This is a genomic window from Pseudoalteromonas sp. NZS100 (assembly GCF_015864815.1).
GTDB classification, from domain to species: Bacteria; Pseudomonadota; Gammaproteobacteria; order Enterobacterales; family Alteromonadaceae; genus Pseudoalteromonas; species Pseudoalteromonas distincta.
Window position 1 is genome coordinate 146,171 of sequence record NZ_JADYWM010000002.1, and the last position, 15,742, is coordinate 161,912.

Consider the following 15,742-nt stretch of genomic DNA (forward strand, 5'->3'; position numbering starts at 1 on the left):
ACAATTAACATATCAATTCGCACTTAACTATTTGTTTACACAAATTTATTTGATGGCTAAGATAAATGTATCGTAATATTTGGATATTTGTCGGTTTAGTAAAACGACAAATGTCGTAGATAAAATTGTCAGGTACGAATGTTAAGCTCAAGGGGTTGACGTTTTTTCTGTCACTTATGATAAGGATGTTTAAATGAAAAAATTTATTATTTTTGTGTTGATGATTGCATTTAATTCGCAGGCAGTTGTTAAGCGCCATGATATTAAGCCTGAGCTGTACGAACTAAAAAATGCTCCAGAATACTATGTAGATATGCCCTTTGAAGGGACAGCTGTTTTAATAGATAAAAATTGGTTGTTAGCTCCCGCACATGTAATTTACACATTTTATTATGATTATCTTGGAAAACCTATAGAAGTAGGTGGTATCGAAAATAAAATCGATAAAATAATTTTTCACCCAGAATATGTCCAAGACCAAACTGACTGGGGGGATAGTGATCCTCAACCATTGATGGATTTTTTAAATAGCCATAGCGATATAGCATTAATTAAACTTACCGATTCAGTAGATCATATTAATCCAATTAGACGTTTTTCTGGAAAAACAGAATTAGGCCTCGAAGTTACTGTATACGGTAAGGGAGCGGTAGGTAATGGTTTAACTGGAGAATTAAGAGAGACAAAAAACGCCGGTTTTTTAGAAAAAGTTTACAACTGGTTTCGACAAAAATTTACAGACTTGGCACCGACTCAAGAATTTAGGCAGCTTAATTATTACAACAATGTTATCAGTAAAGTTGATGAACGCTGGATTAGATTTAAATTTGACGCAGACGAAACAGCTCTACCTTTGGAGGGGACTATTGGCTCTGGGGATAGTGGAGGTCCTGCAGTCATATTTACCGAAGACAAGCCAATCTTAGTAGGTTTAGCCAGTTGGGTGGAAATAGACTCTGCGTTAAATCAATTCATTCCCGGAAAATATGATTCAGTCGCAGTTTTTGTCAGAGTGTCATCCTTTAATGAATGGATCGATAAAGTAATAATAGAAAATGGCCATTAAGGTACAGAGTTGCAATAACATTGCACCGGCAAGAAGATTAAAAGGAAAAATATAAATGGCTAATTTTACGTCGTTCCATATTATAACCGATCTTGTATTGCTCTGCGCTTTACTACTATCACTAATTATAAATGCTGCACAAGAACCCATTCTACCTACTACCCTGAGCAGTGCCGCCGCAATGTGCGAGTGCTTGTTTAGATGCGCTTGATAAGTTTAAGCTTTTTGAAAATACAACGTTATTTGGTGCACCAAGTAGCGCTGATTCTATGTATATGGAGGTACGCTTAGCCGATTTACCTTCAGGGTTGGGGAAAGTGATTGTATCTAACAAAGTATACGTAAACAGAGCGCGAGGGGCAGGGGATTTTTACAAACCCGATGTGGCGTATAACGGCCTTGATTGGACAGCCAATGTGTTGCTTGAGCAAATAAAAACGCTATAAAAAAAGCCGCTTGTTGTAACAAGCGGCTTAATCTTCTAACTAGGAAATAGTTTAGAACGTGTAACGAGCACCAATTGAGTAACGAGGACCGTATTGATTAGCAAATAAGAACTGCTCTTCGTAACGTCCGTAACCTTCTTCGGTTGCATTGTTTAAGTTTATGCCATCAAAAAATACCGTTACGTTTTCGTTTACATCGTAGTTAACGCTCATATCCCATTGGCCGTAGGCTTTAGCATATTGCGGTGGCGCATCGGCTGAGCCTTGTGCTTGGCCAACACCAATTAGATACGAGTCGCGCCATGCGTAAGTAATTTTAACTGATAGGCCGTCTTTTTCGTAAAAGCCTTGGAAGTTAGCTGAGTCACTTAAGCCTGTAAGCGGTGCTTGTTGATCAAGGCTTTCGCTATCAAATTCAACGTCGCCATCTACAAACGTTGCGTTAACACCAACACCAAAACCGGTTTCACCAATTAAGTGCTGAACAGCTACTTCAAAACCATCTACCGATTTACTGTCGGTGTTTTGTGGTTGGCTAATATTCCATGTAATTAGCGGATCGTCGCTGTTTGGTTCAATAACGCCATTTGCATTGCCGTAACCGCTGGCAATCATTTGTGCAAAAATAGCGTCGGTTGTTGCTTGCTCACCACGTGATTCAATATCGCTTACGGCTTGTAAGTAACGAGGGCCGTTTAAAATATCGTGCAAGCCATCAATAGTAGTTTGCGTAATAGTGGTTTGAATAAAGTTATCAACGTCTTTTTTAAAGTAACCAACAGATGCGTAGCTGCCTTCTGCGTAGTAATACTCAAGTGATAAATCAAGGTTTGTTGATTCAAACGGCAATAAGTTTGTATTACCTTGGCTACCTGTACGAGAACCTGGTTTTGGGCTGCCTGTTAAGCTGCGGCCACCGGCTAAATTACCTAGTGGTGCACGCGACATTGTTTTACCCCAAGATACGCGGGCTACTACGTCTTCAGTTAAATCAACACTTACGTCGATTGAAGGCAGTAAAACATCGTAATCACCTTGTTGCTCTAAGAAGTTATCATCGCCGCCAGCAGCGTATTGCATGATCCACTCTGAAGCGCTGATCCAATTAACTTGATCTTCAACGCGTTGGCGCACAGTACTGGTTACGTCTGTTTGCTCATAGCGTAGGCCTGCATTTACTTTTACGTAGTAGTTACTTACGTCAAATTCCCAGCTTGATTGAACGTAAAAGCTATTAGTGATTTCTTCTACGTAGCTCTCGCTATCTATTCCGTCTGCGTATGCATTAGCAGCATATGCATCGCCACCTGTTACATCTGCTGTTAAGTAAGCAATTTGGCGTGCAACAGCTTCGTCAAAATCGTAGGTATAGTAGTAACCAGGTTGTAAGTTGCTGCCGCCTCCTTCAAATTGATCTAAAAGGCCCGATGTATCGTGGCGAGTAAACATGCTATCTGGGAATATTTCTGTATACGATGGGTTAAAGCCTGGACCACCTACTAAACCACTCCATGCGGTGTAACCACCGGTGTTTTGTTCTGTACGTGATGCGCCAAATTTTACTTTAACTAAACCAATGTCATAACTTTCGTTATACCATGTTGTATGTAGCTGTAATTGCTCAATGTTTGACTCACCTGGCGAGTGGGTAAACTGACTAAAGTTTGAATCAATTTCGCCAGGCGTTAATTCACTTGTGCCATTTAACCAATTAACTTGTGCACTGGGTACTTCGCCCGTGCGGTAATCATAAATTTTATTAGCTAGCTGATCAGAACCTAAAATTACTTGGCCGGCACTTCCCAGCCCATTGTCGGCGCCGTTATCAGTTTCGTTTTTAGAGTCGTGGTAATCAAGCTCTACGTGCCACGTGTCGCTAATTTCCCAATCTAGGTTTAAACCAAGTGAGCGTGCTTTTACTTCTGAAGTGCCTTTATTAGCTGTGAATGACGCATCGTTACCGCTAATATCAGCATAAACAGCTGTACCATTTTCATCTAGCTCGTAGCCATTAATATTGCTACCAAAGTCGTTCCAAATACCCCAACCAATGCTTTGAGAGCCAGTTACAGCTTTACTTGCAGTGTAATCAAGTGTTGCTACAAAGCCATCTACCGGTGCGTATTGAAAAGTAACTTGTCCGTTTGTACGTTCACGTTCTACATCTTCAATAGAGTAATTCATGTCTTTAGGGAAGTAGTAGTTACCTGCAGGGTCTGTGCGGTTATCAACGACGTTGCTGCTATCTAATTCAGGTAAGTCTACGTTTGCCTGCCAGCCTTGAATATTGGCACTTTGTTTTTGAAAGTCACGCTCTTGGTGCGAAAATGAAAAACCAAAACCAAAAGTGTCATCTACAAAAGTATTGCTGTAAACAGTAGAAAACTCTGGTGTTACGTCATCGCCAGCTTCGTTTGACGAGTCGTGGTTTGCTTTAACGGTAGCTGAAAAGTTTTGACCCGGCTTTTGAAAAGGGCGCGCAGTAGAAATATTAACTGTTGCACCTAAACCGCCGCTAGGCACGTCTGCACGTGCTGTTTTAAATACTTCAAGGGCACTTACGCCCTCAGAGGCAACGTTTTCAAGATTATACGAACGTGTATAACCTGTGCCCGGCATTTGGCGGCCATTTAAGGTTATTAAATTAAACTCAGGGCCAAAACCACGTACTGTAATTTGGCTACCTTCACCGTTTGCGCGACTAACAGATACACCGGTAATACGTTGTAATGATTCTGCTAAGTTGGTATCTGGGAATTTACCCATTTCTTCAGATGAAATGGCATCTACAATACCAGAAGAGTCGCGTTTCATATCCATAGAACGAATAAGTGAACCACGAATACCTTTTACTTCAATAACTTCTACATCAGATGAAACGCTTGTTTGTGCTTCTGCCGCAATAGCTGTGTTTAATGTGCTCGCAGCAATGATGAGAGACACAGAAGCCGCAAGTTGGCTCTTTTTAAAATTGAATGTGTTCATAATAGCTCTGCTTTATAAAATGTTGTTGTGTAGCAATAGGCGCTAAGCGCCTATTGGTGTGTGTTTTATGGATTTGCAATAATCACGTTGTCTATACGGTAAAGCGCGCCATCGCCCATGTCCCAGCTAGGAAAAACCATAATTACGTTTAATGCGCTAATGTCTAAGCCTGCATCAAACAATTGCTGAAGAGGGAAGGTGTATGTTTGCCATTCGCCCGTTACAGGTGCCTGGCCTTCAACACTGCTTGATAAAGCTAGCTCTACGGCACTCGATGTACCAATTGATTCAATTTTAAATAGCCACTGAGCGTCAATATCTGAAGGCGCTGATACAACTTTCATATCAAATTGAACTACACCATTTTCAAGTATTGCAGAGGCATCGAACGATACGTCTTCATCAGCAATAAAGCCCATTACTGTAGCAGTAGAACCAATGCTAAATTGCGCTACTGCTCCATGCGCGTCATCATCGGTTTCTGTTGTTGGTGTAGAGCCACCACAACAATCCCAAACACTCCACTGATCGGCAGCTGCATCTTTAAATACAGTAAGCTCACCCGTTGCAGCTGGCGCTGCATTTGGATTATAAATCTTAACGTTATCTACACGGTAAACAGAGCCTTCACCTGCACCCCACGCTGGGAAAATCATTAATACATCTATAGTACTTACATCTAAGCCAGCAGCTGCAAGATCAGACAATTTAAATGTATATGTTTGCCACTCGCCTGTAACTGGCGCTACGCCTTCAACACTTGCCGTTAATTCAAGCTCTACTGCAGAGTCGCCGCCATTTGACTCAACTTTAAACAACCACGGTGTAGCTGGATCGCTAGGAGTAGAGGTTACTTTTAAATCAAATTGAATAACGCCTTCATCTAAAATGCTACTAGCGTCAAACGATTCGCCTGCGCCTCCTGACGATGTGCGGCTATTAAAGCCCATCACAGTAGGCTCTGCACCAATGCTAAACTCTGCGGTTAGACCATGTTCTTCATCATCCATAGCTTCAACAGGGGTTGAGCCACCACAACAATCCCACATTGGCCATGCTAGATTTTGCTCATCAGTAAAAATAGTAAGTTCAGGTGATACGCCTAAGTTATCTTGAGTAATCTCAACATCGTCAATTAAATAAACAGCGCCTTCACCTGCGCCCCATGTTGGAAACACCATGATCACATCAATTGCACTGATATCTAAATCTGCAGCATCTAAATCTTTTAGTAAAAATGTATAAGTTTGCCATTGGCCAACAACAGGGCTTACGCCTTCAACACTGTCTGTAATCGGCATTTCTACTGCGCTAGAACCTTCATTACTTTCAAGTTTTACAAGCCAAGCTGCATCAGCTGTGCTTGGTGCATTTGTTACTTTCATTTTAAAGCGAACGTAACCTTCATCCAGCATTGGAGATGCATCAAACGGGCTGGCTTTTCCTGCTTCGTCAGTAATAAAAATTTCACGGCTAATAAAGCCCATTACAGTGGGTTCTGCACCTACTACAAATTCAACTACATCACCTTGGGTTTCATCTGCAACAATAGCGGGAGTAGAACCACCACAACAATCCCATGCAGGCCAATTTGGATTAAATGACTCACCAAAAATAGTTAGTGGTGTTGCAATGCCTGTCGAAGGTGGGCTAGGAATTGGTGCATCGCCTTCAAGCAAAGCATCGTCTAAGCTATTGTAGCCTGGGCGAATAGTTTCACAGCCTTTACCTGTTTCAGGGTTTGATGCACATTGATAAACACGTACGTAATCAATAGCAAAGGTTTGGCCGTTTTCAAATGCGCTAGCGTCTACACCTAAATCATTTACGTTTTCAGGCCAGTCACCGCCTACTGCTAGGTTTAGCAATAAGTGAAAGTCTTTATCAAATGGTGCGCTATCCCAATGCGTTGTAAGTTCGCCAGAACCTTGTTCAAAGTATTCTGCAAACCAACCACGATGTTTTAGGCCTACAGCCTCACCACTTGCATTAGTACGAACTTCTGATTGACGCTGAGTTGCATAAAGGTAACCGTCTACGTACCAGCGAATTTCGCCTTCTTGCCATTCAACAGCATACGTGTGGAAATCATCTGCTGGATTAGTATCTTCAGGGAATTTGTATTCTTGCCCTGTGTAGCTGTTATCTGGCCACGCGCGTCCGTAATGAAGGGTGCCATGGATACTAGACTCTATGCCGCCGTCTTCATCTGGTGTTTTAAGGTTTACTGATTCTAAAACATCTATTTCGCCAGAACGAGGCCAAGTGCCGTAAACTTCATCAGTTGGCAGCATCCAAAATGCTGGCCAGCTACCTTGTCCTGATGGAAGTTTGGCGCGCACTTCAAAGCGACCATATGTAAAGTCGGCGTTGTAACGCGTATTTAAGCGCGCTGAAGTGTAAGGTTTTTCTGCACCCTCTTCAGCGGGTAGGGCAACAATGTTTAACACACCGTCTGCAATAAATGCATTTTGCTCACTGTCGGTGTAACACTGTTTCTCGTTGTTACCACCGCCATCGCAGTTTAATTCATAGTTCCATTTGTTTGTATCAATGGCTGAGCCTTCAAACTCGTCGCTCCAAACCATTTGCCAATCTGATACTGGCTCAGAGGCATCTACATTTTCAAAATTTGATTTAGTGGCAGAGTCACCACCACAGCCAGCTAACGTAACTAAAGAGATAGCGGCAAGTAAACGTGTAATGTGCGTTGTTTCAATGTTCATAACTGAACCCCGGTTTCAACAGATTATTGTCAGATTAATTGTTTTTTGAGCTTTGTTTTTCATGCTGTAAGCGCTTACATTTTAGATTGTGTTTTGTAAGCGCTTACAAATGATATTGTGGAGTGTGCAAATGGTCAACATATTTGTTTATTTTATTTACAATTAGTTTACGGTAAGAGGCGTTTTAGTGTTACTTAATTCATAATAGGCTCTTTAATAAGAGCCTATTAAATATAGGACTAATCCGAGAATGTACGCGGTTTACTTATTTTTAAATGGCATGATCAATAAACCCCAAAGCGAGGCATTTTGCTTTTGGCTTGGGTATTCTTTTAAGCCAATATTTATATCTGCGTCGGCTTTTTTTGCTTTATCTTTGTAGCTACCAAATAATTTATCCCACCAAATTACACTAAAACCATAGTTTGAGTTGGTTTCACTAACCACTTGGCTATGGTGAATTCGATGCAATATTTGCGTCATTAATATTAAACGCAGTGGTTTTTCAATGGCATTAGGTAGGCGTATATTTGCATGATTAAATAATGCTAGACCATTAAGTGCTATTTCAAAAATAAGTACCGCAATGGCAGGTATGCCAAGAGCTGTTACTGCAATGAGTTTTATAAGTATGCTCAGTACAATTTCGATAGGGTGAAAGCGCAAGCCCGTACTTGTATCAACATGCGCATCGGCGTGGTGAACGCGGTGCAAGCGCCATAAAATAGGCACTTGATGAAATAATCTATGCTGCCAATAAATTAATATATCGAGTAAAAGTATGCTCAATATAATAATTAAACTGCTTGGTAGGGCTATTTGATTAAATAAGCCAATACCGTGCTCTTGATTGTAAAGTGCAACAGCAGTTAACCCAATAGGGACCACTAAGCGCGCAATAACTGATGAAGCAAACACTAATCCAAAATTAGCAAACCAACGTGTACTGCTTTTAATAGGTGCTTGGCGAGCAGGCTTTTGCCATTCAAGCAGCATCATTATAATTAAAATGCTAAAAAAGAAACCTAAACGCCACCATACTTCATTAGTCATCTATTACCTCAGAATTTGCACTGCTAGGCACGTTTTCAGCTGCTTTGTTAGCATCGGCTTCTTGTTGCTTAAGCGTGTGATAACCGCCATGTATACGGGTAAAAATAGTTATGCCACACGCAATAGCAAAAATACTCGCCATAACCGCAAAGTGCTGCGGCCAAATACAAAATGCAATAAATAGCGCTATTGTTTCAGTGCCTTCGGTTAAGCCGTTTAAGTAGTAAAAACTTTTGTATTTAAATTGCGGTTTTTCGAGTTTAAATTTTTCTGCGGCAATCGCAAAAGCTAAAAAGCTTGAGCCCGTACCAATAAAAGTGGCAAGTAATAACGATCCCGCTATCGCGTTTTGCTCAGGGTTTGCCAAAATAAAGCCAAGCGGAATAGCCGCGTAAAATAAAAAGTCGAGTGTGATATCTAAAAAGCCACCCGCGCTTGAACTTTGGTTTGCATAGCGTGCTAATGCGCCATCAAGTCCATCTAAAATTCGATTTAAAGCAATGGCCACTAATGCGCCGTACCACATTTCAAACGCCAGTAATGGCACGGCTAATAAGCCAACTAAAAAGCCTACCACGGTGAGCTGATCGGCGGTTATGCCGCGTTTATGCATAAGCATAACCACAGGTGTTAAAAGTGGCTTAATTACAGGGGTGATAAATTTGTCTAGCATGTTTATTGCCTTATGCGTTTAAAGCTATGTATTTAAAGTGCGCTACTTAAAGTAATGAGTTTGCCATTTGCAGCGTCGGCGTCGCTATGGTCATGAGTTACCATAATTGCAGGTAGCTTATGATCGCGTATTTGGCTAAACACGAGTTCGCGTGTATCAACACGCAGTTGGGTGTCGAGTTTGCTAAAGGGTTCGTCGAGTAAAATGGCTTTAGGTTCGCTCAGCAGCATACGTAATAATGCAACACGGGCTTGCTGCCCGCCCGACAAGTTATCGGGGTGGCGATTGCCCATATCTTTAAGACCGACTTGCTCAAGTGCGTGTGCTATTTTTTCAAGGCGTTGTTTTTTATTACCTTTAGGCATTGCAAATGCAATGTTACCAGCAACAGTTAAATGCGAAAACAATAAAGCGTCTTGATAAAGCACTCCAATATGGCGCAAGTGCGGAGGGGTGTTATCGATATTTTGACCATTAAGCCACACCTCTCCATTGGCCTTAAAGCTACTTGGTAAAGTACCCGTAAGCCAATTTAATAAGCTTGATTTACCACTGCCCGATGGGCCCATAATAGTCAGAATTTCACCGCCATTAACTTGCTCGTTTAAGCTAAGTAGCAGCTCATTTTGGCGATAAAGCTGACAATTTTTAATCTGTAACGATGACTGCATTAAAAAACCTTAACCCTGATAGTGTTAAACATGGGAGCTTTAAATATGTGCACGTTTAAACTCGCGTACTTTTAAGAACGTGCACTTTTGAAAAAATATTTAGGTAAACCCCATGCCAGTATAAATCCAATAAGCGGCAACGCCATTTGCATAATAGCGTACACGGCACTGGTGCGTCTGCTTGCGCCATTGGCAAGCGTAACGGCTTCGGTTGTTATTGTGGCTATGCGCCCGCCGCCAGCTAAAAGCGTGGGGAGGTATTGTCCAAAACTAATTGCTAAGCCCAGTGCGGCTGCAATTAAAATAGGGGCAAACAACTGAGGTAGTTTTACTTTAAAAAACACCTTGCATGGCGCTGCGCCTAGGCTTGCTGCAACATGAGCAAAACGAGGATCTAAGCGCCTATAACTGCTCGCAAGTGACAAAAACACATAAGGCAACACAAACAGTAAATGCGTAAGTACCACATTAAAAAATGCGGCTTGGTTATTTACCAATTGTTGTATCCATACTAGCCCAAACAAAAAGGCAATACTGGGTACTAATAACGGTAAGTAAATAATTAAACTGGTAAAACGAGAAATCGGTTTGTCGCTCAATTGCTCTGATTCTAAACACAATAAAGTAAGAATAATGGCAAATAATGTGGTTACTAAACCGATTGCTAGGGTATTAAAAAGCGGGCTGCTCATTTGCATTAGCGCACTTTTAAAATGCAGTAGTGTAAATTGCTCAGGCATTGCATCTGGAAAGCGCCAAAAGCCTGCAACCGACCACATAACTAAACCAATAAGCGACAACAGTATAAAGCCAATTACTAATGTGGTGAGTACGACCGTTATTTTTTGCCAATAAAATCCACCGTATTCGCGCACTCCATTAGTGAGGGAGTCGCTAAATAGCACTTTTACGGCCTTTTCTGCGCCAAGCCAAAGGGCTAATAACCCACCTGTAACAGCCAGTTGTAATAAAGCGCCCGCTGAGGCTTTAATGCGCAGGTTTAAATCAACATCGTTAAACCAATGCATTATTGCAACGGCTAACGTGGGTGGTGTATTTGGCCCTAAAATGAGTGGCATTTCTACACTGGCACTTGCATAGGCAAGCACTGCTAAAAGGGGCAAACGCAGCAGCGGATAAAGGCTTGGCAGTATTACTTTAAAAAAGGCGGTCATTGGGCAATAACCCAAGTTAAGCGCAACCTTATGTTGTTGGCGTAATTTTTTGCCAAGCTCAGGTTGAGCAAGTACGCCCAGTGCCATTAGTAATAAAAAGGGAAGCTCTTTTAGTGTTAAGCCTAAAATAATACTAATACCGAATGAATCATGCGGAAACATGCCGTTTGGCGCAAGTTCCCAGCCGCTTAACCAAGGCGACGCTAAGCGTGAAATCATACCTGAAGGGGCAATTAAAAACCCCACCGCAATAGCCGCTGCGGCATGAGGTATAACTAATATAGGGCTCAATAAACGCTGAATTCGGTTAAGCCACGGGCTATTAAAAAACGCAGCTAAAATCATTAAAGTAATGATAAATGCAAGTAAAGTACTTATTAAACCCGTTGCAACGCTTAAGGTAACCATTTGGGTAAGGCCAGGTGTTTGCCAAAGGGCATTAAAACCTTGCAAGCTAAACGTTGTTTGCTCAAGTACGGGCGCATAACCAAAGGCAGGCAGCAATACGCTAATTAAGCCACCAAGTACGGGTAGTATAAGTAAAGCGAGTAAAAATCGCGGGCTAAATTTTACAATGCGCGTAAACATATCGGCGCTGCACTGCGTTGTTGCTTTGGTATTAATCGGTACACTTTTTGAAATAACACTCATTGGCTTACTCCATAACGAGTTTGCCAACCTTGCATAATGGCGTTTACCCAGCTTGGATGAGGTTCGCTCAATGTGCGTTTAATACTGTTTAAAGGCAGTGCACTTGGATGTGGTTTAGCTGTTTTAAATAAGGCTTGCTGATCAGGCGTTAACGTTGATTGAATAAGTACGCTTTTATCGCCCCATATATGCGCTTTTTGTTTTTGAGCTTGCGCCTCAGGGCTGAGTAAAAAATTAGCCACTAATTGCGCACTTTGCTGGTGGCTTGCATTGTAAGGGATTGCCACAAAATGGGTATTACTTAAACTGCCATCACTCATTGCGTAACTGCGAATGCTGTTTGGTAAGTCATAGCGTTTTACAGCTGCCGGTACTTCAGGTGCTGAAAAAGTAAAGGCTAAACTCAGCTCTGTATCGTCCACAAGGCGGCGCATTTGAGCACCACTTTGCATAAAATGAGTGCCAGCACGCCAAAGAGTTGGGTGTAGTTTATCTAAAAAGTCCCACAGTAAGTTTAACACTTGCGCCGTATTTTTAGTTGTAGCTGGTTGGTTTAGCTGCGCTTTAATGTTTTCGCTGCTGTGCTGATGCAGCACAACTAAGGCGTATTTTAAAAAGCTCATACCTAAAAAGTCAGGCGGCTTTGGGTAACTAAAGCGACCAGGGTTTTGTGCGCTCCAGTTTAGTAATTCGTTTAATGTCGTCGGCAATTTATTGTTTGCCTTACCATTTATTGCAATGCTGTCGTAATAAAATGTAAGTGACGCTTGCCCCCATGGCGCTTCCATCCCATTGGTAGGTAAACCAAAATCAAAGGTTACAGCAGGGTTATTAGCCGGATCGGTTAATGCAAAGTAGGGGAGTTTATTTGCCCATTGCTTTAAAAGCAGAGAGTGCTCACTCATGGTGGCAAAGTTAGCTCCGTTGATCCACATTAAATCTACGCTGCCTTGGTTGTTATTGTTTGCTGATTTTTCGGCAAGTACACGGCTTACTGCTTCGCTGGTGTCACTTAATTTTACATGTACCAGGTTAATGTTGTACTTAGTTTTAACTTGCTGCGCTGCCCATTGAATATAAGCATTTATTTGCGCGTCGCCACCCCATGCATAAAAGTATACATCTTGATTGCTACCAAGTGTTTGAACTTGTTGCCAGCGAGATCCCTGTTGTGTGTTTATTACTAAATTACTTTTACTATTTGAGTTAATAACGGTATTAGCAAACGCAGTGCTCGAAAAAACAGCTAAATTTGCGATTGCACAAACGCAAAACGCGACACAGCAAAAGCTGTATCGCGCCAGTGTTTGCCAAAACTTAATGGCGAACATTTAAATCCCAGTTATAGTCTAAAAATTTAACTTTCATGTCATCATTTTTAAGTGCTTTTTGCTGAGCGGGTATCAGTTTAAGTGCGTCGCTATATTGCAGGAAAAACTGCTGTAGCGTGTTTGCACCTCTAAAACCTTTTTCAAAGTCATCGCCGTACCATTTAAATATTGAAGACACGCTTAGCGTATTTTCTTGAGCCATATTGCGTGTCATATCTGATAAAAAGCGCACTGTTTGCTCTTGCAATTGGCTCTCTAAATCAGTGGCTGTATAGGCTTCTTCTCGAAGCGCTGGGCAACCAATACTCGCGCAATTTACTGCAAAGTGAATACGTGGGTCGTTGTATTTACCGCTGCCACGTATTAAACCATGCTCTATATCATCAAGGCTGCGAGTTTTGCCAAGTAATGGCACAAACTCTTTACTCCATGGTGAGCTAAAAAAGCTCCCTAAGTCTTTAATTGACTTAATATCAGGGTACTTAGTTAATATAAGTTCAACAGTCCACGCATTATAAGCATTGATTAAAAAAGCGAGTTGCTTAGGCTTTTCCCACGCGTCAAATTCGCTTTGCGTTACAGCCGTTAACGAATCTAAATACGTTTTTAGCTGTGCATGCTCACGTTTTATAGCAGCGTAATCAACCTCAGTACTGTGATTATGATTAATAGCGACAACATGCTTATTTAGCAATGCATTCCAGCTATCGTGCATGTTTTGGGCTTGGGTCGAAAATGATGTTGCAAACGATGTTACAACTAAAGCCGAACCAAGTAGCAATGCTTTTAGAGGTGTTTTAAACATAATTAACCTCGACGCCAAGTGTGGTATTTTTCAAGCAAGTTAAGCACTTTTTCAGGTGCATGAGCGCGTTTCCACTCACCTGCTGCGTATTTGTTACCTTCAGCCCAAGTAGGGTAGCTGTGTATAGTACCGAGTATTTTGTTAAGACCTAAGCCGTGTTTCATTGCCAGTACAAACTCAGCAATTAAATCGCCAGCGTGTTCAGATACTACGGTAACGCCCAATATTTTGTCTTTGCCTTTGGGTGTAATCACTTTAATAAAGCCTTTTGTAGCGCTGTCGGTAATTGCACGGTCTAGCTCTTCAAATTCAAAGCGAGTAATTTCGTAATCTATGCCTTTGTCTTTTGCGTCTTGCTCGTTTAAGCCAACACGTGCAACTTCTGGGTCAATAAACGTAGTCCACGGAATAACACGGTAATCTACTTTAAACTTTTTAAGGTTACCAAATAAGCCATTTACCGCTGCGTACCAACCCTGGTGGGCTGCCACATGTGTAAACTGGTATGGACCTACAATATCGCCTGCTGCAAAAATATTTGGGTATAGTGTTTCTAGGTATTCGTTAGTTACAACAGTACGGTTTGTTTCTATGCCTAGCTCTTCAAGGCCATAACCTTTAAGGCGCGCACTTCTTCCAACGGCACATAATAGCTCGTCATATTCAATATCTATTTCTTTGTCGTCATGCTTAACAACAATATATTTTTTACCATCGCGCGTTTCACAGCGAAGTGCTTGGTGCGATGTTAAAATATTAACGCCACTTTCGGTTAACGCTTCGTGAGCAAAAGTAGACACTTCAAGGTCTTCTTTGATCATGATGCGTTCGCTCATTTCAATTTGTGTAACACTTGAACCTAAACGTGCAAAGCTTTGTGCTAATTCGCTACCAATTGGACCGCCACCTAGTACTACAAGTTTTTTAGGTGCCTCATCCAGCTCTGCAAATTTATTCCACAATGTATCGCTTGTTACATAGCCTGTTTCTTCAATGCCAGGTAGTGGCGGTACAAATGGGCGTGCGCCAGTTGCAATCACAATAGTACGAGCGGTGAGTGTTTGCGTGCCACCGTCGTTAAGTTTAATTTCTACAGTCCACGGGTCGATTAATTTACCGTAACCTTTTACAACATCTACGCCTAAGTCGGTGTAGCGCTCAACACTGTCGTGTGGTGCTACATCTGCAATTACTTTGTGTACACGTGCCATTACTTTTTTGAACGAAAACTGCGGTGTTGCGTTTTCTAGGCCGTAGTTTTCACCGTGGCGAATTTGCTCTGCAATTTTAGCGCTTTTTATGACTGCTTTACTTGGAACACAACCGTAGTTTAAACAGTCACCGCCCATTTCGCCCGCTTCAATAAGGGTTACTTTTGCTTTAACAGCAGCAGCAATATAACTTGTTACCAAACCACCTGCGCCTGCACCAATAACAATCATGTTACGGTCGAATTTTTTAGGCTTAGTGTAGTTTTTGTATACGCGACGTTTTTTAAACACGTTTAAGATTCCTTTAGCAATGAATGGGAAAATGCCCAATAAAGCGAATGATAAGATTAAGTTGAATGATAAAATTCCAGATAAGCTCTCTATTTGCGCCAGTTGCGTACCTGCGTTAACAAATACAAATGTACCGGCGAGCATACCTGCTTGGCTTACCCAGTAGTAAGTCCAAGACTTTATTGAAGTAACACCCATTAGTAAGTTGATTAAAAAGAACGGAAACACCGGCACTAATCTAAGCGTAAATAAGTAAAATCCACCTTCTCTTTCAACGCCTGCATCAATGGCGGCTAATCGCTCAGGAAAACGTTGTTTAATAGTGTCACGTAGTAAGTAACGCGATACTAAAAAGGCAAGTGTTGCGCCAATAGTTGATGCAAAAGATGCAACCAATAAGCCTTCAACTAAGCCAAACAATGCACCTGCGGCAAGTGTTAAAATAGCGGCGCCTGGTAAAGAGAGAGCAGTTACTACTACGTATAGTAAAAAGAACCCACCAATAACGAGTAACGGTGACTGCTCTTTGTATTGGTTAAACTGATCCATCGATCCTTTTAAGCCATCAAGCGTAAGTAGTTGGTGTAAGTCAAAATGAAAGAACAGGCCGACGGCGGCCGCTGCAATCAATAATAAAAATATTTTTTTAATCATGTTC

At 41.6% G+C, this 15,742-nt stretch carries 10 protein-coding genes and 1 pseudogene; 2 read left to right on the plus strand and 9 right to left on the minus strand.

Features of this window, described 5'->3' with window-relative positions; translation table 11 throughout:
• Positions 1-193: 193 nt before the first annotated feature.
• Positions 194-1,066, plus strand: a complete 873-nt coding sequence (locus I6E69_RS02495; protein ID WP_197120567.1) for a trypsin-like serine protease — start codon at positions 194-196, stop codon at positions 1,064-1,066.
• 152 nt (positions 1,067-1,218) lie between these two features.
• Positions 1,219-1,512 (plus strand): annotated as a pseudogene (locus I6E69_RS02500) (peptidase); the annotation flags it as partial.
• A 51-nt stretch (positions 1,513-1,563) separates the two neighbouring features.
• Here the strand turns inward: I6E69_RS02500 and I6E69_RS02505 are convergent.
• The 9 genes from I6E69_RS02505 to I6E69_RS02545 all read right to left on the minus strand — a co-directional run bounded on the left by I6E69_RS02505 (position 1,564) and on the right by I6E69_RS02545 (position 15,738).
• Positions 1,564-4,497, minus strand: coding sequence for a TonB-dependent receptor (locus I6E69_RS02505; RefSeq protein WP_197120568.1), 2,934 nt, complete (start codon positions 4,495-4,497; stop codon positions 1,564-1,566).
• Between the two features lie 65 nt (positions 4,498-4,562).
• Positions 4,563-7,223, minus strand: coding sequence for a glycoside hydrolase family 16 protein (locus I6E69_RS02510; RefSeq protein ID WP_197120569.1), 2,661 nt, complete (start codon positions 7,221-7,223; stop codon positions 4,563-4,565).
• A gap of 261 nt (positions 7,224-7,484) precedes the next feature.
• Positions 7,485-8,276, minus strand: coding sequence for a sterol desaturase family protein (locus I6E69_RS02515; RefSeq protein ID WP_197120570.1), 792 nt, complete (start codon positions 8,274-8,276; stop codon positions 7,485-7,487).
• Positions 8,269-8,949 carry a CDP-alcohol phosphatidyltransferase family protein gene (locus I6E69_RS02520; protein ID WP_197120571.1) on the minus strand — a complete coding sequence of 227 codons (681 nt, stop codon included), beginning with the start codon at positions 8,947-8,949 and terminating at the stop codon, positions 8,269-8,271. Before I6E69_RS02520 ends, I6E69_RS02515 begins: the two co-directional genes overlap by 8 nt.
• Before the next feature lie 32 nt (positions 8,950-8,981).
• The gene (locus I6E69_RS02525) at positions 8,982-9,620 is read right to left on the minus strand and encodes an ATP-binding cassette domain-containing protein (RefSeq protein ID WP_024595098.1); all 639 of its coding nucleotides are present in this window, start codon (positions 9,618-9,620) and stop codon (positions 8,982-8,984) included.
• Between the two features lie 71 nt (positions 9,621-9,691).
• Complete coding sequence (locus I6E69_RS02530; RefSeq protein ID WP_197120572.1) at positions 9,692-11,446, minus strand: ABC transporter permease; 1,755 nt, start codon at positions 11,444-11,446, stop codon at positions 9,692-9,694.
• Complete coding sequence (locus tag I6E69_RS02535) at positions 11,443-12,777, minus strand: ABC transporter substrate-binding protein (protein WP_197120573.1); 1,335 nt, start codon at positions 12,775-12,777, stop codon at positions 11,443-11,445. Before I6E69_RS02535 ends, I6E69_RS02530 begins: the two co-directional genes overlap by 4 nt.
• Positions 12,764-13,582, minus strand: coding sequence for a DUF547 domain-containing protein (locus tag I6E69_RS02540; protein ID WP_197120574.1), 819 nt, complete (start codon positions 13,580-13,582; stop codon positions 12,764-12,766). Before I6E69_RS02540 ends, I6E69_RS02535 begins: the two co-directional genes overlap by 14 nt.
• A 2-nt stretch (positions 13,583-13,584) precedes the next feature.
• Positions 13,585-15,738: an FAD-dependent oxidoreductase gene (locus I6E69_RS02545; protein ID WP_076924241.1), complete on the minus strand. Its 2,154-nt coding sequence runs from the start codon at positions 15,736-15,738 to the stop codon at positions 13,585-13,587.
• Positions 15,739-15,742: the final 4 nt, after the last annotated feature.

Excerpts from the sequence above, each read along its gene's own strand:
- I6E69_RS02505 (WP_197120568.1), bottom strand. The coding sequence starts at position 4,497 with ATGAACACATTCAATTTTAAAAAGAGCCAACTTGCGGCTTCTGTGTCT.
- I6E69_RS02525 (WP_024595098.1), bottom strand. The coding sequence starts at position 9,620 with ATGCAGTCATCGTTACAGATTAAAAATTGTCAGCTTTATCGCCAAAAT.
- I6E69_RS02515 (WP_197120570.1), bottom strand. The coding sequence starts at position 8,276 with ATGACTAATGAAGTATGGTGGCGTTTAGGTTTCTTTTTTAGCATTTTA.
- I6E69_RS02520 (WP_197120571.1), bottom strand. The coding sequence starts at position 8,949 with ATGCTAGACAAATTTATCACCCCTGTAATTAAGCCACTTTTAACACCT.
- I6E69_RS02545 (WP_076924241.1), bottom strand. The coding sequence starts at position 15,738 with ATGATTAAAAAAATATTTTTATTATTGATTGCAGCGGCCGCCGTCGGC.
- I6E69_RS02510 (WP_197120569.1), bottom strand. The coding sequence starts at position 7,223 with ATGAACATTGAAACAACGCACATTACACGTTTACTTGCCGCTATCTCT.
- I6E69_RS02540 (WP_197120574.1), bottom strand. The coding sequence starts at position 13,582 with ATGTTTAAAACACCTCTAAAAGCATTGCTACTTGGTTCGGCTTTAGTT.
- I6E69_RS02495 (WP_197120567.1), top strand. The coding sequence starts at position 194 with ATGAAAAAATTTATTATTTTTGTGTTGATGATTGCATTTAATTCGCAG.
- I6E69_RS02530 (WP_197120572.1), bottom strand. The coding sequence starts at position 11,446 with ATGAGTGTTATTTCAAAAAGTGTACCGATTAATACCAAAGCAACAACG.
- I6E69_RS02535 (WP_197120573.1), bottom strand. The coding sequence starts at position 12,777 with ATGTTCGCCATTAAGTTTTGGCAAACACTGGCGCGATACAGCTTTTGC.